The sequence below is a fragment of the Zeaxanthinibacter sp. PT1 genome (assembly GCF_028464225.1).
In the GTDB taxonomy this organism is placed as follows: Bacteria; Bacteroidota; Bacteroidia; order Flavobacteriales; family Flavobacteriaceae; genus Zeaxanthinibacter.
In genome coordinates this window covers 23,420-43,247 of record NZ_JAQPCN010000004.1, presented here as the reverse complement: position 1 = coordinate 43,247, position 19,828 = coordinate 23,420, and the positions used below count along the sequence as shown (strand labels likewise).

Genomic DNA, 19,828 nt, shown 5'->3' with positions numbered 1-19,828 from the left:
TAAACAGGAAGATTAGAAAATGCATGGTATCAAAAATGTTATTTTTAATTCCATAGTATAACCAACCTTAGTATCTATGGCGTTCAACTCCAACGGAAAACCCAGCAAGCCCATAGCCAAGTTCGAATCCATGCTCAAAACTGATGACGTCTATTTCTTTGACGCTGAAGATTTTGAAGACATAATTCATCATTACTTGAACAACGGGAAGATATCGCTGGCAAAGAAAGCAATCAGAATAGGACTACAACAACACCCGGATGCCATTGAATTGCGCTTACTGGATGTTGAAGTACTGGTTTTTGAAAACAACCTGGATGTAGCAGAACGTATCCTGGATGATCTTCAGCTGCTCGATAGCGGAAACGAAGAGATCTACATACAACGTGCCAACATCTACTCCAAAAAGGACAACCACGAAGCCGCCGTGCTATTGTTACACCAGGCGCTTGAAATGGCCGAAGAGAGTTTTGATATCTATTCCCTCCTGGGGATGGAGTACCTCTTTATGGACGATTTTCAGCAGGCTAAAGTGAATTTCATGAAATGCGTTGCCTTTGATGAAGAGGATTATTCCTCCCTCTACAACGTTATCTATTGCTTTGAATTCCTGGAAGATTACGAAGGAGCCATACAATACCTCAATAATTTCCTGGAGCGCAACCCATACTGCCAGGTAGCCTGGCATCAACTTGGTAAACAATATTTTACCGTGGGGATGTACCCGGAAGCATTGACATCTTTCGACTTTGCTGTTATCTCTGACGATACATTTATCGGTGCCTATTTTGAAAAAGGAAAGGTCCTTGAAAAACTGGGTAAATACGAGGAGGCCATTGAGAATTATGAAACCACCATCGCTATCGATGATCCCACCTCACACGCCTACCTGCGTATCGGGAAATGCCATGAGAAACTCGGCAACGAGGATATGGCAAAATACTATTATTACAAAACCGTACACGAGGATCCTTTGCTGGATAAAGGATGGTTGGCCATAACCCAGTACTATTACAGGCATGCCGATTATGAAAGGGCGCTCTACTACATCAATAAAGCGATCAATATTGATGAGGAGAATCCCCTCTACTGGAAGAAATGTGCAAAGATCCATGCTGCCCTGGGCAATCTTGACGAAGCCGATTTTTCCTTTAAACAGACCGTAGATCTTGGCAACTACGAATTAGAAACCTGGATGCAATGGTCCAGGGTGGTCAGGAACAACCAGGAAGCCGAAGCAGCGGTTCAGATCCTGAAACAAGGTTTGGAGTTCTTCCCGGAAGCCACGGAATTAGAATATATGCTGGCCGGCGTTTTATTGTTGACCGATCAACCAGCTAAAGCGCGGAAACTGTTTATTAAAGCGTTGCGACAGGATATTAGCAAACTCACCTTTTTCCAGGGAGAATACCCTGCCGTTTTCCATTCAGATTGGGCGCAAAACATAATTACGGATATTAAGAAAGCTTCCGAATAAAAAACTACTTTTGTTTTTTATTTTTTATGGGAGAACGAAACCGCATTCAGTATACCGTATTAATTTTAAAAGGAATGGCCATGGGGGCCGCCGATGTAGTACCCGGAGTATCCGGAGGAACCATTGCCTTTATCTCCGGTATCTACGAAGAACTTATCACCTCGATTAATAATATTAACCTCTCTTTGTTCCGCACCTGGCGCAAGAACGGTTTTATGGCTTTCTGGCGCCAACTAAATGGAGGTTTCCTGTTAGCCATTTTTTCCGGTATCCTGATCAGTGTAGCCTCTTTAGCCAAGATGATCAGCTGGCTGTTGGAGAATCAACCCATACTCTTATGGTCGTTCTTCTTTGGCTTAGTACTGGCCAGTGTAATAATCGTCGCCAGGGCTATTGAAAAATGGACCTTGGCCAAGATCCTCTTCCTGCTTGCAGGTGCAGCTTTGGCCTGGTATATCACTTCACTCCCACCCATAGAAGATACGGCGAACCTGCCATTCTTGTTCTTATCGGGGGCTTTGGCTATCTGTGCGATGATCCTTCCCGGGATATCAGGCGCATTTATTCTTGTACTCTTAGGTTCCTATAAGACAGTTCTGGATGCCGTTCACGAAAGAGAACTGGGCCTGATCATGACCGTTGGGATCGGAGCGATCTTCGGCATACTCAGTTTTGCGCGCGTCCTTAAATGGATGTTCAGCCATTATAAGGATTTAACGCTTACACTGTTGACCGGTTTTATTTTAGGCAGTCTCAATAAGATATGGCCGTGGAAAGAGGTGCTGCAAACAAAAGTATACGGTGATAAGGTCGTTGCCGTTGCCGAACAGAATGTATCCCCGATGACCTATAGCGGGGACAATCAACTCCTTTTTGCAATTGCACTGGCTATCCTTGGTTTTTCCCTTATTTTTATACTCGAAAAATTAGCAGCCCGAAATTAAGCCATCTGCCCCTATGTACGAACCCAGGACAATATCAGACCGGTTCTTCTTATTCATCAAGGGAATGTGTATGGGTGCTGCCAACAAGGTGCCCGGTGTCTCCGGTGGAATCGTAGCTTTTGTCGCAGGTTTCTATGAAGAATTCATCTATTCCCTGCAAAAGATCAACCTCAAGGCTTTTAAACTGCTATTAGGCGGAAGATTCAAAAGTCTCTACAGGTATATCAACGGGCCTTTTCTCAGCCTCATCATCTTTGGTATGCTGGTAAGTTATTTCAGTGTATCCAAATTGCTGGATTATTTCCTGGAGACCAAAGAACTGTTTGTCTGGGCTTCATTTTTTGGGATGATCATTGGTTCTATATATTTTATTTCAAAAGATTTTGAACACTGGAACAGGAAGACCGTCATGGCCGGGATCATTGGGTTATTAGCAGGAATCTCTATCAGTTTTTTAAATCCGGCTACAGAGAACGATAACCTCTTTTTCATTTTCCTCTGTGGTATCATCAGTGTATCAGGGATGACTTTACCCGGACTGTCGGGATCTTTTATTCTTATCCTTCTTGGCAACTATGTATTGCTCCTCGTAGATTCGGTCAATGCGTTGTACGACACCTTTGCCGAAATCCTAGGAGGTGATTTTAGTTTTGTACAGGACCGGGAACGATTAAATACGCTACAAATACTCGCGGTATTTACAGCTGGTTCAGCAACGGGCCTGGTTTCGCTTTCCCACCTGCTCGGTTATGTCTTAAAACATTATAAGCATGTGACCACAGCGGTCATCATCGGTTTCATTACAGGCTCACTGGGAGTGGTATGGCCCTGGAAAAAAACGGTTATACAGACCAGTGCAGAAGGGAACATAATGTACGATTCTAATGGTGATCCCATCATACTAAATTACGAAAGATACTTCCCGGACCCGGCATTGGCCGAGACCTGGTGGGCTGTACTATTTATTATTTTAGGAGTACTAATCCTCCTCGGACTAGACTGGTACGGGAAAAACAGGAAGGGTGATGCATAAATTTGGTCTGATCGGAAAAAACATCGAATATTCATTTTCCAGGAAATATTTCTCGGAGAAGTTTAGCCGCTTAGGGCTGACAGATCATCACTATGTTAATTTTGACTTGCCTGAACTTTCAGAACTCGAGACTTTACTGAAGAATCCCGGTAATGTCAAAGGTCTCAATGTTACCATCCCCTATAAAGAAGCAGTAATGCCCTTATTATCCTCAGTGGATCCCGAAGCCAAAAAAATCGGGGCCGTTAATACCATTAAATTCACGGCAAAGGGTACCATGGGTTATAATACGGATGTTTATGGGTTCAGGGCTTCCCTGCTTCCCCATTTAAAATCAAATCACAAAAATGCACTGATCTTAGGAACCGGGGGCGCCTCTAAGGCTGTTGCCTACGTACTTGATGAGCTAGGTTTATCGTATACGTATGTTTCCCGAAACCCAAAGGAAGGTCAATTCCATTATGCAGACTTAGACCAACAGATCATTTCCGAAAACACCTTATTGGTCAATTGCACCCCCCTGGGTACTTACCCGGAAGTAGAACGTAAGCCCCAGTTACCCTACGAAGCTATTGGAGAGCATCATCTTTTATTTGACCTGATTTACAACCCTGAAATCACCGCTTTTATGGCTGCCGGACAAGAAGGTGGGGCCACCACCCTCAATGGCTATGAAATGTTGAAACTGCAGGCTGAAAAAGCCTGGCAGATCTGGAATATGTGAAACCCATTGCCTTAACCCGACACCGTGGATAGATAAAAAGTTTTTCCTATACCTTTGCAGAGTGCGGGCTTGTTATTATCTTAGATAAGCAATCATACTAATGAGGCGCTTTAAACATCCAGATTATGTTGGAAGAGCAGAAGGACAAACTACAGGATGCTGTAGGGGGAAACGAAAAATCAGGAACTACCGGCACCGAAACAAGCCAGGAGAAAAGCACTGAAGACTTACCCGAAAAGGAGCATTCTCAGGACACTTTAAACGAAGAAAATGCCGAAGAGCAGCTTGCTTCCGATGAGTCGAATGACAGTGAACTACAGGAAGAAATAGACGAATCTAACGCAGAAGATGCTGAGGACGAGGATAATCACCAAAGGCATCATATTCCTATCCTGGACTACCACGAGATGTCTATGGAAAATCTTGTGGGAGAACTCCAGCGCCTGGTTCGTAACGAAAAAGTACAGGCCATCCGGAAACATGTGGAGGGCATAAAAACCGAATTTGACCTTAAATTCCAGGATTTCTTGGAAGAGAAGAAAGAGGATTTCATCAGTAAAGGTGGAAACGAGATCGATTTTAAATACAATTCGGTTACCAAGCGGCAGTTTAACGAGGTTTACGCCGATTACAGGGAAAAGCGAAATCAGTATTACAAAAACCTTGAACAGAATTTAAAGACTAACCTTCAAAACAGGTTGGAGATCATTGAAGAGCTTAAAAGCCTGGTCAATGTAGAGGAGGACATTAATACTACCTATAAAAACTTCAAAGAGTTGCAGGAGCGCTGGCGCAATGCAGGCCCGGTACCGCGAAGCAGTTATAACGATGTTTGGCGCACCTATCACCACCACATCGAAATCTTTTATGACTTCCTACACCTGAACAGGGAATTACGAGATCTGGATTTTAAGCACAACCTTGAAGAAAAATTAAAACTTATTGAACGGGCCGAAAAGCTCGCTGAAGAACCAGACCTGAATAAGGCATTCCGGGAACTGCAGACCCTTCATAAAATTTGGAAGGAAGATATTGGACCTGTTGACCAGGAACACCGGGAAAAAATCTGGGAGCAATTCAGTACAGCTACCAAGGCTATGCACCAGAGAAGGCAAGATCACTACAAGGAGCTTGATAAAGTCTATGAAAAAAACCTGGAAAAGAAGGAGGAACTCATTGCAAAAATAGCTCATATAGCTGAAAATGTCGCCAACAACCATAGGGCTATACAGCAGCAGATCAAAGAAGTGGAATCCTTAAGGGAAGCCTTCTTTAAAGCCGGTAAGGTCCCCCAGAAGGTCAATGAGGCTACATGGTCTAAATTTAAGACCGCGGTCCGTGGCTTTAACCGGAATAAGAATGCCTATTATAAGAACCTTAAAAAAGAGCAGCAGGAAAACCTGGATAAGAAAAGAGCGCTCTTAGCCCTGGCCGTTGAACTGAAAGACAGTGAGGATTGGGAGCAGACCACCCCGGAGATGAAACGGATACAGAACGAATGGAAAAAAATCGGCCATGTTCCACGGAAATACTCGGATAGCATTTGGAAAGATTTTAAAACAGCCTGTAACCATTATTTTGACCGCTTACATGCCAGGAAGAATAAAGATCATAAAAAAGAGGCTGAAAACTACGAGAAGAAGAGTGCTTGCCTGGAGCAATTGAAAGAATTCACCCTATCCGGGGACCGGGATAAGGATATAGAAACCATTAAAGGCTTTGTTACAGAATGGAAGTCTCATGGGAGGGTCCCTTTCAATAAGAAAGGAATTACCAATAAGTTCAATAAGATCCTTGATGCGCTCTTCAGGAAACTGGATATTTCCCAGCAAGAAGCAGAACTGCTCAAGTATGGGAATAAGATTCAGCAACTGGCAAAAACCGAAGATGAAGATGCGCTCTATAAAGAACGCACTTTTATCCGGAGAAAGATCTCTGATGCCAAAGATGAAATTCGCCAATTAGAAAATAACCTGCAGTTCTTTTCAGGGGCTACAGACAGCAATCCCCTGGTCCAGGAAGTAGTGCAGAACATTGAAAGGCACAAAGAGGCCCTTGCTACATGGAAGACCAAGTTAAAGAAACTGAATATCTTACAGAACGACCTGATACGCGCAGCGGAATCCGAAGATGAAGAATCAGATGATTCTGAAGAATAAGGAATAGGTAAGCTGCTTTCCTCGCTATTATTTCACCTACGGTTGTTTTGTAGGAAAAGTCCACGGCAGTGCTTTATGGGTTAACAATTCCTTCAAAACCAAACAACTTTTTTCCACTTCCGTACTTATTTTTGTACTTCCAACAGCGTAAGACGCAGCCTATGACTGAAAATTCTAAGGATCAATTCCCCAAAACTCCCTCAGGTATTAATGGCCTGGACGAGATTATGATGGGAGGATTCCCCTCCGGGAGACCAGTACTGATATGTGGTGGTGCCGGGTGCGGTAAAACTCTCTTTGGCGTACAGTTCCTGGTTAACGGTATTCTGAAGCATGATGAACCGGGAGTTTTTATGAGTTTTGAAGAAACTGCCAATGATCTGAGTATGAATGTAAAATCCCTGGGCTTTGACCTGGATGAATTACAGGAATCCGGAAAACTCAAGGTAGATCATGTACGCATAGAACGCTCAGAGATAGAGGAAACGGGAGAATTTGACCTGGAAGCCATCTTTATACGGCTGAACCACGCTATTGATAGTGTAGGTGCCAAAAGAGTGGTATTAGACACGGTTGAAGCACTGTTTGGCGGGATTGAAAATTATGGCATCCTGAGAGCCGAGTTGAGGAGGCTTTTCAGCTGGCTTAAAGAGAAGGGTGTTACCACCGTGATCACCGGGGAGCGAGGGAAACAAAGCTTTACGAGGCAGGGGCTGGAAGAATATGTCTCTGACTGTGTAATTTTACTCGATTTCAGGGTTATAGACCAGATTGCGACCCGTAGGTTGCGCATTGTGAAATACCGGGGTTCCATGCATGGTACCAACGAATATCCATTTCTTATCAACGAAGACGGAATATCAGTGATCCCGGTAACATCGTTGAATCTCACCTATGGCTCGTCCAGGGAGATTGTTTCTACCGGGTTAACACAATTGGATGATTCCCTGGATCACGGCGGTTTTTACCGTGGCAGCAGTACGCTCATCACCGGATCTGCCGGAACGTCCAAAACTATAATGGCAGCTCATTTTGCTATGGCCTCGATAGCCAGGCAGGAACCGGTATTATTTTTTTCCTTTGAAGAATCACCGGAACAACTGGTCCGGAATATGGAAAGTATCGGGATCGACTTTAAACCACATCTGGATTCAGGACTGCTGCATATTAAAGCATCCAGGCCATCACTACAGGGGTTGGAAATGCACCTGATCCGTTTCTACAATGCCCTGGAGGAAATTAAACCCAGGACGGTTATCGTGGACCCCATCAGCAGTCTTATCACCATCGGAAGCAGTAGCGAAGTGCGGGCAATGCTAATCCGTTTGTTAGACACTTTAAAGAACAAGCAGATCAATGCGGTATTTACGGCATTGACACAATCTAATTTTAAGGATAAAGGAGACCTGACGGTGGAGGCCATTTCATCATTGTCTGACGCCTGGATCGACCTGAATAATAACCGGAAGAACCGCAGACAGCACCGGACCATGAGAATTGTAAAAGCCCGGGGAATGGGCCATGACCCCGAAGCCCAGGAATTTATGATCACGGATAACGGGTTTCGGTTTACCATACCAACAGAACAAATGACCGATACGACCAATTAATCTAGGTAATCCATGAAAAAAGAAAAAAAATGGGAATTACGCCTTTACATAGCGGGGCAAACTCCTAAATCGGTAATTGCTTTAGAAAACATTACTAAATATTGTAAAAAGCACCTTACCGACAATTACAATATTGAAATTATAGACCTGCTGGAAAATCCACAATTAGCTGAAGGAGACCAGATATTTGCCATACCAACTTTGGTAAGAAGGGTGCCGGAACCGCTTAGGAAGATTATTGGAGATCTCTCTAATGAGGAGAAAGTGCTTGTTGGTCTCAATATCAGACCACTTGATAAATGAGCTTACTGAGTAAAATAAAAGGATTTTATCGGGCCTTAGCCCACCAATTTTGTGCCGGTATTTCACCGGAAGGGGGTTGCTTTACCCTGGTTAATTTCACTTCACCACAAGTACCCTCGATTAAAAACGACTTACTTTCCTTTTTATACGATTTCCTCTTTCCCCTCCGGCAGCAGTTCAGACCGAATACTCCAAGACCAAGTGCAGTTGTAATTTTAAAAATTTCTTCATTCTATATTAAATGACGAAAAAAAATACCTCAAGAGATCGATTGATAGAACGCATCCAGGAATTAGAAATTCGGTTGGAGGAGTCTAACCAATTGGTAAATGCGATCAAATCTGGAGAAGTCGATGCTTTTGCGATTAATAATAAAACCAATGAAGAGTCCGAGATTTTCACCCTGCAATCCGGGGATCACGCCTTCCGTGTACTCGTAGAAGAGATAGGAGAAGGTGCTTTAAATGTTACTGAAGACGGAATTATTTCTTTTGCTAACCCTCACCTGTTAAAAGTATTTAACCTGAGTAGAGATAAGATCGTAGGTAATTCACTGTTCGATTTTATACATCCTGATTCACGTGAAAAGTTCAGGCATATGTTTAAAAAAGCACTTAGGGGACAGGCCAAGGGTGAAGTGTTTTTACGAGTCGGCCAAGAGCGAAGACCAGCGCTGGTTTCCATGACATCACTGCAACCTAAATTATCGACCATAGGGATTATCATGACCGATCTCACCGATTTTAAAAATAAGGAAAAACTAATCCTGCAGTACCAACAGAACCTGAAATTAAAAAACAAGGAACTCAGCACGACCAACAAGGAACTGGCTTCCTTTGTATATATTGCCTCCCATGACCTACAAGAACCCCTTAGAAAGATTCAGACCTTCATATCTCGAATAGAAGATAAAGAAACATCTAACCTGAGTAGCCGGGGTGAAGATTACTTTCAACGGATTACGCAGGCCGCTACAAGGATGCAGAACTTAATTGAAGACCTTCTGGATTATTCCCGGGCTTCTAATGAAAACAAGGTTTACGAGAAGACAGACATGAACGACATTGTCAACGAGGTGCTGAACGATCTGCACATGAAGATCGAGAGAGCGGGGGCAGTGATCGAAGTTGGTGAGCTCTGCGAAGCCGAAGTAATTCCATTCCAATTCAAGCAGTTAATACTGAACCTCGTCAGCAATTCCTTAAAGTTCACGGTTCCCGGAAGAACACCCCATATCCGGATTCAGAGTGAGATACATTCTCAGCGACCGGATGGTTTAAGAAAACTCCCTAAGAAAGATTACTATTGCAACCTTCGCATTTCTGATAACGGGGTCGGTTTTTCACAGAAATACAGCGATAAGCTATTCGAATTATTTCAGCGACTTCACAGCAGGGACGAGTATGAAGGCACTGGTATTGGCCTGGCTATTGTTAAGAAAATCGTGGAAAACCATAATGGATTGGTCCATGCAGATGGAAAACTAGGTGAAGGTGCTACCTTCAGCATTTGGTTCCCCACAAATTAGCCTGCCCCCCGCATTACTCCTTTGCGTTTCAGTGGCAAAAAATTCGTAACATTGATAGGACAATTCTATTCCTATGAACTTACCTATACCAAAAATCATCGTCTTTTTCTGTCTTTGCACCACTGCTGTTATGTCCCAGGGAAACATTTCACCCAAGAAGCAGGCCATTCTGAAATCCGTTGAATACCACCAACAATCCTTGATCCGGATGAGTGATTCTATCTGGAATTATGCTGAAACGGCAATGAAAGAATACCGCTCCGCAGAGATCCTGGCCGATTATGCCGAAAAAAATGGCTTTAAGGTACAAAGAGGTGTAGCGGAAATACCTACTGCATTTATCGCTTCTTACGGTAGTGGAACCCCGGTTATAGGGATCATGGGCGAGTATGATGCCTTACCCGGTTTATCCCAGCAGGCATCACCAGAAAAAGCTCCGCTAAAACCGGGTGCCGCAGGTCATGGCTGTGGCCATAATATGTTTGGCCCTGGTAGCCTTGGAGCTGCAATTGCCATCAAGGAACTGATAGCAAAGGGGGAATTACAAGGCACTATCCGGTTTTATGGAACCCCGGCGGAGGAAGACCTGGCGGGTAAAGTTTATATGGCCAGGGCAGGGCTCTTTGACGATCTCGATGTCTGCCTGGACTGGCACCCCGATTACCAGAATAAAGCAGGGACACAAAGCTCACAGGCCGTAACTGATTATACGGTCACCTTTAAAGGTAAAAGTGCCCATGCCGCTGCAGATCCCTGGAATGGGAGAAGTGCCCTAGACGCTGCAGAATTTTTTACAACAGGAATCAATGCGCTCAGGGAACACGTAAAGCCTACTGTACGCATGCATTACGTATATACTAAAGCCGGAGACGTGCCCAACGTAATCCCGGAAGAAGCAGCCGTATGGATCTGGATCAGGGATTCTAAAAGAAGTGGGGTTGCAGAAGTGTCGGAACGGATGAAGGAGATTGCCAAAGGAGCGGCACTGATGGCCGGGGTACAACAAGAAGTTAGCCTCAACAATGGCCTTTACGAGATATTGGTGAATGAAAGGGGAGCCAAAGTATTACAGGAAAATATGGAATTGGTAGGTCCTATCACTTATACGGCCGATGAACAGGCATTTGCGGACGCTATCATGAAGTCCTATGGAATTGAACCACAAGGCTTGGACGGAGAAATCCAGGATCTTGAACCCCATAAAGCATTACAGGGAGGAGGTTCAACAGATGTAGGAGATGTCAGTTACATTGTTCCGGAGATATCCCTGTTGGCCACCACAGCACCCTATAAATCTCCCTGGCATTCCTGGGTTGTCGTTGCCTGCGGGGGCATGAGTATCGGTCACAAAGGTATGCTCTTTGCCGCAAAAACTTTAGGACTGACTATGGTAGACCTTTTTGAAAACGATACGATCAGAAAAGAGATCCGTGAAGAATTTATCAGGAGAAAAGGCGATGAGACCTGGAAGGCCATGTTGCCCGACGGCCCACCACCGGTTCCGCCAAGGAATGATTAGTTCAGTGATCCTTAAGTAAGAAAGCATAATACTCACGGATTAACTATCAAGACCAAAACAATTTGGGATAACACCCGTATTTCTAGAGTATTTACAGTAGTATGGTACAAAATATACCGGGGGCATGAAAAAAATTATTGCGATACTTCTGATCGTCATTCTTTTATTTATAGGCTTATTATATCTCTCACTTCACAGCACCTCTGAGGTGCAAGCCAGGAGTGTTATCCTGGATCCCGACCCGTCAGAAAATATCAACTTCAGGAAATACGATTCGGTCACACTGATGGCCACAGACCTCTATAAGGCCAATGGTCTTAAAAAATTAATGCAGGGCAGGCAGTATCGTGAAGCCTGGGCCAGCCCGGTTACCGTACCTATAGTATACCTGGATACCCTTATGGGGGGCATGAAGATCATCGAAGAAGGTGGAGGTAAGCAGACGCACTCATTAGAAATTGAATCTCCGGCCGGGGTAAGGTATTCCCTGAGAAGTATCACCAAGAACCCGGAGCCCCTGGTCCCGGATATTGCTGAGAAACTGGGACTGAAAAACATCATCATAGACGGGGTAAGTGCGCAGCATCCTTATGCCGCCATCGTCGTTGCAGCACTGGCTGAGAAAGTCGGGCTTTTACACACCCATCCAAAGGTCTATTTTGTGCCAAATCAGCCCTTGTTGGGATCGTTGAATAAAAAATACGGGAACCGGCTTTTCTTGCTGGAGTACGAAACGGAGGGCCTAACCAATTGGACTTCACTGGAAGATGTAGTAGAAATCCTGGATACCGAGGATCTTCAGGAACTCAAGGTAGAATCGGCAAGACCGGTAGAGATCAACAAGCCTATCCTGGTAAGGGCACGTTTATTTGACCTCCTCATCGGGGACTGGGACCGGCATGCCAAACAATGGGGTTGGGTGGTACAGGATACTCCTGAAGGATATTTCGCCACTCCCCTGCCCGGGGACAGGGATAACGCATTCTTTCACTTAGGAGGGATAGTACCAACGCTCATCTCTAATCGTCACTTCCTGCCTAAGGTGCAACCTCATGACAAAGAAGTTGATCATATGCCCGGGCTTGTTATGGAGTTCGATCGATTTTTCCTCCTCAAAATTCCGCGGGAAGTCTTCCTGCAAGAGGCCAGGTATTTGCAAAATAAGCTTACCGATGAAGCCATCCGGGAATGCTTTGCCCGCTGGCCGGAAAATATACGCCGTCTCAACGAGGAGGAGATCACTGAGAAAGTGATCTCCAGGCGGGATCATCTACAGGAATTAGCCCAATCCTTTTACGAGGCCATACAGGAAATGGGGCCTATAACCGAACCTCTGAAAGGTTCAGAGGATAGCCGGGCAGGTACAAAATTGCTTCCGTGTTTTGAATGTCACTGATTGCATTTGCCAGAATAAAAAAAGCGAGCTGAACAGCTCGCTTTTACATTAAATTAGTGCTCAATCTTATTTGGCAACATTCACTGCCCGCGTTTCACGGATAACTGTCACCTTAACCTGCCCCGGGTAGGTCATATCGGTCTGAATCTTTTGAGAGATTTCAAACGAGAGCTGAGAAGCTTTCTCGTCGCTCACCTTTTCACTTTCTACGATCACTCTTAACTCTCTCCCTGCCTGGATAGCATAAGCTTTTTGTACACCTCCGAAACCAAAGGCAATATCTTCTAGATCTTTTAATCTTTGGATATAGGAATCCAGTACTTGTCTCCTCGCGCCCGGTCTTGCACCGCTGATCGCATCACAGACCTGAACGATAGGTGAAATCAATGTTTTCATTTCAATCTCATCGTGGTGAGCACCTATGGCATTACACACATCCGGTTTTTCACCATATTTTTCGGCCCATTGCATGCCCAGGATAGCGTGCGGGATTTCTACTTCGGCTTCGGAGTTCGGAACTTTCCCGATATCGTGTAACAGTCCTGCTCTTTTAGCCATTTTAGGGTTCAGGCCTAATTCGGCCGCCATTATACCACAAAGTTTTGCTACCTCTCGCGAATGCTGTAATAGGTTCTGCCCGTATGAAGAGCGGTATTTCATGCGACCTACGGCTTTGATCAGTTCCGGGTGAAGACCATGGATCCCAAGGTCTATTACGGTTCGTTTCCCCACCTCAGCAATCTCCTGCTCTATCTGCTTTTCAGTCTTCTGTACCACTTCTTCAATCCTGGCCGGGTGAATCCTTCCATCCGTAACGAGTTTGTGTAGGGAAAGCCTGGCCACCTCTCGCCTGACGGAGTCAAAACAAGAGAGAATAATAGCCTCCGGGGTGTCATCAACGATGATCTCTACACCAGTAGCTGCTTCCAGGGCGCGGATGTTTCGGCCTTCCCGGCCGATGATCCTACCTTTAACGTCATCCGATTCCAGGTTAAAGACAGAGACACAATTTTCAACGGCCTCTTCCGCACCTATCCTCTGGATCGTATTAATAATGATTTTCTTTGCTTCTTGCTGCGCCGTTAATTTAGCCTCCTCCATTGTGGATTGCATAAAAGCCATAGCGTCGGTCTTCGCTGTTTCTTTCAGGGATTCCAGTAGCTGGCTTTTAGCTTCTTCGGCTGAAAGGCCGGAGATGACCTCTAGCTGCTGTACCTGGCTCTTGTGTAGTTTATCGAGCTCTGATTGTTTCTTTTCAATAAATTCGGAACGGTGATCAACTTCTTTGATCTTTTGTTCCAGCTGATCGTTTAGTTTCTTGCTTTTTGCCAGTTCGTTACTGATCTGGGACTCCTTATCACGAGTGCGTTTCTCGGCCTCGGCAATCTTCTTATCCTTAGATATGATCACTTTCTCATGTTCCGCTTTTAGCTCGAGGAATTTTTCTTTTGCCTGGAAGATCTTATCCTTCTTAACGTTTTCCCCTTGTTTGGAAGCATCTTTAAGAATTTCCGCAGCCTCTTTTTTTGCATTGGCTATGGTCTTGGAAGCCTTGCCTTTCTCTATCAACTTAGCCAAGAGAAACCCGAGGATCAACCCTGCCAGCACTCCGATAATAATTGTAGTAATATCCATTTTAGTTTGTTTTGTTTGCCCCCACATCTCTGAAGGGAATACTATTGTACCGCTTGCCTCCGGCATTTTAAATGGCAGTGAACCTTTGAGCGCTAAACAAAAAAAGCCCACATTGATGGGAAGTTTTGTACAAACTCCGATAAACAGGTTTAGGGCTAACAGGCTGATCAAGGATCCTTTCTAGAAGGCTTGCTTTTACAACCTAAACTCACCCTTTTTAAACTAATTAGTGTTGAGTTTGTCAAAAATAAATTACCAATGTGGGCAGTAACTTTACGTATGTAAAAGAACTTATTTTATGCTTAAGTGAGAATTCACAAGGTCATTCAGTGCTTTCAGTCGTTCTGTAACGTCCTTAGTGTCTTCATGATTTTCTATTCCGCGCTGCTCGATTTTCGAGGCAAACTGCAAGGCACACATGGCCAGGACATCCTGTTTGTCTCTCACGGCGTAATTCTGCTCAAATTTTTTAGCGAGTTGCTCAATGTTCTTAGCTGCCTTACGCAACCCCTCTTCCTGATTTGGATCGATGGTCAAAGGGTATACTCTGTCCGCTATAGAAAGCTTTATTTTAAGCTTCTCTGCCATATATTCGAGATGTCATTACTCAGCCAACTGTTCAATACAATAATCCAGTTCCCTGATCAATGAGTTTATTTTGAGCTTAGCTTCAGTTTTGTTTGTATCACTGCCCAGCATAGAATTTGCGAGTTTCAGGGCTTTGTACTTCTCTTCCCAGGCCATGACTGAGTTCTGGATAGTATCTCGCTCAGCGGCAAGATCTTTTAATTCTCCTTCCAATCTATTATTGGCTTGGCTCAGCAACTCTATTTTATGTAGCAGTTTGCTGATCTTGTTTTCCAGAGAATCAACGATCTCAACCAATTCACTCATTTGCAGAATTCCATGCGTTCAACACAAAGTTAACATACCTGCATCGGATGCGCAATAGTTTTAAGAATTATTATTAGGGGTTTACCGGCCTGTTTATGGGCTGTTATACCATACATTTCCCTATATATCCTGAGGACCTGACCTTCAATCTGCTAGCCCTGCATCTCCTTTCAAAAACAAAACCTCAAATCGCCTTAATAAGTTTATAATTACAGCTCAGCCCCCGTAATTCATATACTCACTGCTAACACTGTTCCAAAAAACTTAAAATGGCACGATCTTAGAACAAATTTCAATCACGATTCTTTAATTTCGCAGCAATTCCCATTCTATGAAACTGAAAATAACATTCTTCCTTTTAATAGGTTACCTGCTGAACGGACAATCTCCTTATCCGCAGGATGCCTTTGATTCGCCTTTAGATATTCCCCTTATCCTGGCCGGAACTTTCGGGGAATTACGCTCTAACCACTTTCATTCCGGGCTGGATATTAAAACCCAATCCAGGGAAGGGCTATCGGTTAAAGCCATAGGTCCCGGTACCGTATCCAGGATCAAGATCAGTCACTGGGGATACGGTAAAGTGCTCTATTTAGCGCATCCAAACGGCTATACTTCTGTATATGCCCATTTACAGAAATTCGCTCCTAAAATCGAAGAATACATCAAGAAGAAGCAGTACGAGAAACAGACCTATGAAATAGAATTGTTCCCAGACTACGGAGAATTGACTGTAGACAAGGGGGAGCTCATCGCCTATGGTGGTAATACCGGGGGGTCTTCCGGACCACACCTACATTTTGAGATCCGGAACAGCGTATCAGAGATGCCCATCAATCCCCTGTTGTTCGGGTATAGCATAAGGGATGCCACCAACCCTACCCTGGTAGATGCTTATGCCTACCCACTATCCGAGGATGCCCAAGTGAACAGGGCTAATACGAAATTACAGCTGAATATCCGGCGACAAACTGACGGAACCTATGTTGCGGACACCCTGAACGCAGCAGGCACCATTGGCTTTGGCCTGAACACCTATGACCGGCAGGATATGGCGGCCAATAAGAATGGCCCCTATGCCGTAACTCAACTGGTGAACGGGGAGGTTTACAGTGACCTGGATTTTGACTCCTTTTCATTTTCCGAGACCCGCTACCTCAACACCTTGATCGATTATGAACATTTTGGCAAAACCTACCAGAGAGTTCAGCGATGCTTCAAGGTACCCGGCAATAACCTCAGCATCTATAACACCCTTAAAAATGAAGGGAAGATAGAAGTAGTTGAAGGTGAAAATTACGAGGTGATACTACAGATCCGTGATCTTGCCGGGAATACCACGGTACTAAAAGTCCCGGTACAGGGCAAAAGACTCCCCCTGGAAATAAAGGAGTCCCCAAAAAAGACCGATTATTTCCTGGCCGCCCAGAAACCAAATAATTACGACCTGGGAATCGCCAGGGTCTATTTCCCGGCAAATACGTTTTACAACGACTTTTACCTGGATCTGAGCTCTGATGAGAAGACGGTTAGCATTCACCAGAATACCGTACCGGCACACCGGAATTTCACCATCAGTTTTGACGTCTCTCATATCCCCATGGAGGAAAGAAAGCAATGGTTCATCGCGCGACTGGACAGTAAACTTAGGCCAGATTACAGTAATACTTATAAACGCAACAACACCTTTACAACACGTACACGGCAATTGGGGACATATACCCTGGCTAAAGACATTACCCCCCCAAGAGTTAGGACCAAGAACTTTAAGCCAAAGCAATGGCTTACTAATTACAGGTACCTGAGCCTACTGATCTCTGACGACATGAGCGGAATAGATAGTTATACGGCGACGATAAACGGGGAATGGATACTGATGGAGTACGAGCCAAAAACCAGTACTATCACTTATAATTTTGACGATAAGATCCTGGACAAAACAGAGTGTGAATTGGAAGTAACTGTAAAAGATAACGTTGGGAATACCACGGTATTTAAAAGTACATTTTTCCGAAAGTGATAACCACGTTCGCAAGCAAAGACCAAACTCGGAAACCACTGTAAGGCTGAGTTTTACAGGCTTGTTATTTAGCTATAGATTAAGAGCATTGAGGATGGAGGTCCGGAGATTTTCCATTATTTTTGCGGCATAAATGTCCCATCGGGCCCATTTTAAATAATTCATATGAAACTGAAAAGTTTACTTGCCGCAGTGGCGATTATGTTGTCTTTATTGGTACATGGTCAAAAAAACATTTATGAAAGTGCTCGTTTTGACGAGTACAGTGAAGAACATACCGTTCTTGCCATAATCCCATTCTTTACACACCTTGAATTAGATGAGCGTGTTTCCAAAACAGAATTATATAAGCTCCAGGAAAAAGAGGGTTATGCCGTACAAGAGGCATTAGAAACTTACTTTGGCAGGGGTAAGAAGAAAAAGAAATTCACCGTCGATTTCCAGAATACTGAAAATACCAATGCCATTCTCAGCAAGAATAATATCAATTACGACAATATTGATACCTACACCATTAAGGAACTCAGCAAAATCCTGGAAGTTGATGGGATTATCAGTGGAAACCTTGACCTGAACATCTTGCTTTCAGAAGGGGTGCCGGCAGAATCCAGTATCTTCGATTTTATCCTTGGTGATGCGGACTATGGCCGGGTAGGGATAAAGATAAGCGACGGAGATTCCGGGAAGCTGCTCTGGAAATATGAGCAGAAGATCAATAAACGCACCGGAAAGAATACAGATGATCTTATCGACCGGATGATGAAACAGGCTACCCGGAAATTTCCTTACGATAAGGAGCGACAACGCTAGACCTATTCTTCCGCGAACTCTTTCAGAGTTGCAATCACGTGATCCAGGTCTTCCCGGGTATTATATTTAGAAAATGAAAACCGGATAGACGGTCTTTTAAGGTGTTCCTCGGAGAGTATTTCATTGAGCACATGAGACCCCTGGTTACTTCCGGATTGACATGCACTACCTTTAGAACAGGCAATCCCCTTTAGATCAAGATGAAAAAGCAGCATCAAAGCTTTCTGCTCATCATAAGGCAAACATACATTAACAAGGGTATAGGTGCCCCTGTCTGCTGAGCCCGATAAGCCGTTAAAATGAACTTCGGGCAGGGCTTCCTTTAAACCTGTAATGAAGTATTGTTTTAAATCTGCCACATAGGCTTTTTCTTCCTCTAGGGATTCGTAAGCAGCGATCATAGCAGCCTCTAATCCTACGATATTGTGGAATGCCTCGGTACCCGCCCTGTAACCTCTCTCCTGCGAGCCTCCTAGTATCAGGGGCTGTATACCCGAATTCTTTCGGATATACGCGAATCCTATCCCCTTTGGACCGTGAAATTTATGTGCGGCCGCCGTCAGGAAATCTACAGGAGCCTTTTGGACATCCCAATGAAAGTGACCAATAGACTGAACTGTGTCTGAATGAAATAAGGCTCCGTGTTCCTTACAGAGCATCCCGACTTGGTCTATATCCAGGATATTCCCGATCTCGTTATTCACATGCATCAGGCTTACCAGCTTTTTTTTATCATCCTTGACCAAAGCTGCTCTAAGCTGTTCAATATCCGGGTTCCCGTCCTGGTCCAGGGCAATACACTGCAGCTCTATACCATATTCTTCTGCAAGCGCTTCTGCCGTATGCAGTACGGCGTGATGCTCTATTTTACTGGTAATTATGCGCTTAACCCCAAGATCTTTGACTGCACTTCTCAAAATCATATTATCCGCTTCTGTCCCCCCCGAGGTAAAAATAATCTCCGAAGGCTGGGCATTGAGGATTTTGGCAATGGTTTTCCTCGCCTGCTCTATAGCCGTTTTCGCACTACGTCCAAAGCCATGGGTAGAAGAAGGGTTCCCATAGGTTTCACGTAAAGCTTCCTGCATCTTTTCGATGACTTCTTCCCGTACCTGGGTGGTGGCGGCGTTATCGAGATATACTCTTTTCATGAGAAATGATCAGATTTTAATGGTGCAGCCAAAAATAGCTGAAATTTGTCGAAATCACCCTAAAAATTAAGTTAAAGCTATAGGATAGTCAGCCTGGATTCTATTAAATTTGGGACATGGGAAGATACCTTATAATCCTCACCGCGTTGCTGTTTTTAGCATGTAGTGACGGTGACCTACAGATAGAGACAATTGATTTTGACGGTGAGTCCATCCAGTTCTGCGACAGCCAGACGACCACGCAGAGTGATTTTTTCTTTAAGATCAGTGGAGACCAGGCCCTTATCCTGGATTTACAGGACGGGGTACTGAAAAACGAGGTTTCTGATGGAACTATTGTTAGCACCATTCCAACCCAATCAAGACTTATCTACAGGATTTTTTCTGATGATGTCAGCAAGTCCTATTTCTGTGATGATCTCCCTCCGGCAGATCCATCGGTACTTGAAGAAGTAGAAGCTGCGGCGGGGGAAATTCTGGTTACCACTATACAGAGTGAAAGTGACAGCACCCAATTTGAACACAATATCGTAATCAGCAATATCAGCCTGGTAAATGATAAGGGAGAGCGGATCACTGACCTCAGGATCAGTAATTTTGGGACCATTACAACCTCGGAATAAAT

General features: G+C 44.3%; 17 protein-coding genes and 1 other RNA gene. 13 read left to right on the top strand and 5 right to left on the bottom strand.

Going from position 1 to position 19,828, the window contains the following annotated elements:
- Positions 1-76: 76 nt before the first annotated feature.
- The 10 genes from PP178_RS11350 to PP178_RS11305 all read left to right on the top strand — a co-directional run bounded on the left by PP178_RS11350 (position 77) and on the right by PP178_RS11305 (position 12,693).
- A complete protein-coding gene (locus tag PP178_RS11350) occupies positions 77-1,477 on the top strand; it encodes a tetratricopeptide repeat protein (protein ID WP_272594468.1) in 1,401 nt (466 codons plus the stop codon).
- 26 nt (positions 1,478-1,503) lie between these two features.
- Positions 1,504-2,421, top strand: a complete 918-nt coding sequence (locus PP178_RS11345) for a DUF368 domain-containing protein (RefSeq protein ID WP_272594467.1) — start codon at positions 1,504-1,506, stop codon at positions 2,419-2,421.
- 13 nt (positions 2,422-2,434) lie between these two features.
- The gene (locus PP178_RS11340) at positions 2,435-3,454 is read left to right on the top strand and encodes a DUF368 domain-containing protein (RefSeq protein WP_272594466.1); all 1,020 of its coding nucleotides are present in this window, start codon (positions 2,435-2,437) and stop codon (positions 3,452-3,454) included.
- Positions 3,447-4,178: a shikimate dehydrogenase family protein gene (locus PP178_RS11335; protein WP_272594465.1), complete on the top strand. Its 732-nt coding sequence runs from the start codon at positions 3,447-3,449 to the stop codon at positions 4,176-4,178. Before PP178_RS11340 ends, PP178_RS11335 begins: the two co-directional genes overlap by 8 nt.
- A gap of 125 nt (positions 4,179-4,303) precedes the next feature.
- Positions 4,304-6,337 carry a DUF349 domain-containing protein gene (locus PP178_RS11330; protein WP_272594464.1) on the top strand — a complete coding sequence of 678 codons (2,034 nt, stop codon included), beginning with the start codon at positions 4,304-4,306 and terminating at the stop codon, positions 6,335-6,337.
- 161 nt (positions 6,338-6,498) lie between these two features.
- Complete coding sequence (kaiC, locus tag PP178_RS11325) at positions 6,499-7,947, top strand: circadian clock protein KaiC (RefSeq protein ID WP_272594463.1); 1,449 nt, start codon at positions 6,499-6,501, stop codon at positions 7,945-7,947.
- Between the two features lie 12 nt (positions 7,948-7,959).
- Positions 7,960-8,250 (top strand): circadian clock KaiB family protein, encoded by a 291-nt coding sequence (locus PP178_RS11320; RefSeq protein WP_272594462.1) that lies wholly within the window; start codon positions 7,960-7,962, stop codon positions 8,248-8,250.
- Positions 8,251-8,491: 241 nt separating this feature from the next.
- Entirely contained in the window at positions 8,492-9,778 is a 1,287-nt protein-coding gene (locus tag PP178_RS11315; protein ID WP_272594461.1) for a sensor histidine kinase, read from the top strand.
- 73 nt (positions 9,779-9,851) lie between these two features.
- The gene (locus tag PP178_RS11310; protein ID WP_272594460.1) at positions 9,852-11,297 is read left to right on the top strand and encodes an amidohydrolase; all 1,446 of its coding nucleotides are present in this window, start codon (positions 9,852-9,854) and stop codon (positions 11,295-11,297) included.
- A 124-nt stretch (positions 11,298-11,421) separates the two neighbouring features.
- Positions 11,422-12,693 (top strand): hypothetical protein, encoded by a 1,272-nt coding sequence (locus tag PP178_RS11305; protein WP_272594459.1) that lies wholly within the window; start codon positions 11,422-11,424, stop codon positions 12,691-12,693.
- 66 nt (positions 12,694-12,759) lie between these two features.
- On the opposite strand, the gene rny is transcribed toward PP178_RS11305, so the two are convergent.
- The 4 genes from rny to PP178_RS11285 form a co-directional block, all read right to left on the bottom strand.
- Positions 12,760-14,328 carry a ribonuclease Y gene (gene rny / locus PP178_RS11300; RefSeq protein WP_272594458.1) on the bottom strand — a complete coding sequence of 523 codons (1,569 nt, stop codon included), beginning with the start codon at positions 14,326-14,328 and terminating at the stop codon, positions 12,760-12,762.
- Positions 14,329-14,459: 131 nt separating this feature from the next.
- A non-coding RNA gene (gene ssrS, locus PP178_RS11295) (6S RNA) lies at positions 14,460-14,566 on the bottom strand.
- Between the two features lie 53 nt (positions 14,567-14,619).
- Positions 14,620-14,916 (bottom strand): cell division protein ZapA, encoded by a 297-nt coding sequence (locus PP178_RS11290; RefSeq protein ID WP_272594457.1) that lies wholly within the window; start codon positions 14,914-14,916, stop codon positions 14,620-14,622.
- A gap of 15 nt (positions 14,917-14,931) precedes the next feature.
- On the bottom strand, positions 14,932-15,222 hold the full coding sequence (locus PP178_RS11285; RefSeq protein ID WP_272594456.1) for a hypothetical protein: 291 nt from the start codon (positions 15,220-15,222) through the stop codon (positions 14,932-14,934).
- Between the two features lie 331 nt (positions 15,223-15,553).
- Between PP178_RS11285 and PP178_RS11280 the strand changes: the two genes are divergently transcribed.
- Positions 15,554-17,242: a M23 family metallopeptidase gene (locus PP178_RS11280; RefSeq protein WP_272594455.1), complete on the top strand. Its 1,689-nt coding sequence runs from the start codon at positions 15,554-15,556 to the stop codon at positions 17,240-17,242.
- Positions 17,243-17,407: 165 nt separating this feature from the next.
- Entirely contained in the window at positions 17,408-18,052 is a 645-nt protein-coding gene (locus PP178_RS11275) for a hypothetical protein (protein WP_272594454.1), read from the top strand.
- A gap of 2 nt (positions 18,053-18,054) precedes the next feature.
- Here PP178_RS11275 and PP178_RS11270 read toward each other — a convergent pair whose 3' ends face one another.
- Positions 18,055-19,203 carry a cysteine desulfurase family protein gene (locus PP178_RS11270; RefSeq protein ID WP_272594453.1) on the bottom strand — a complete coding sequence of 383 codons (1,149 nt, stop codon included), beginning with the start codon at positions 19,201-19,203 and terminating at the stop codon, positions 18,055-18,057.
- A gap of 116 nt (positions 19,204-19,319) precedes the next feature.
- Between PP178_RS11270 and PP178_RS11265 the strand changes: the two genes are divergently transcribed.
- Positions 19,320-19,826, top strand: a complete 507-nt coding sequence (locus PP178_RS11265) for a hypothetical protein (protein WP_272594452.1) — start codon at positions 19,320-19,322, stop codon at positions 19,824-19,826.
- Positions 19,827-19,828 lie beyond the last annotated feature (2 nt).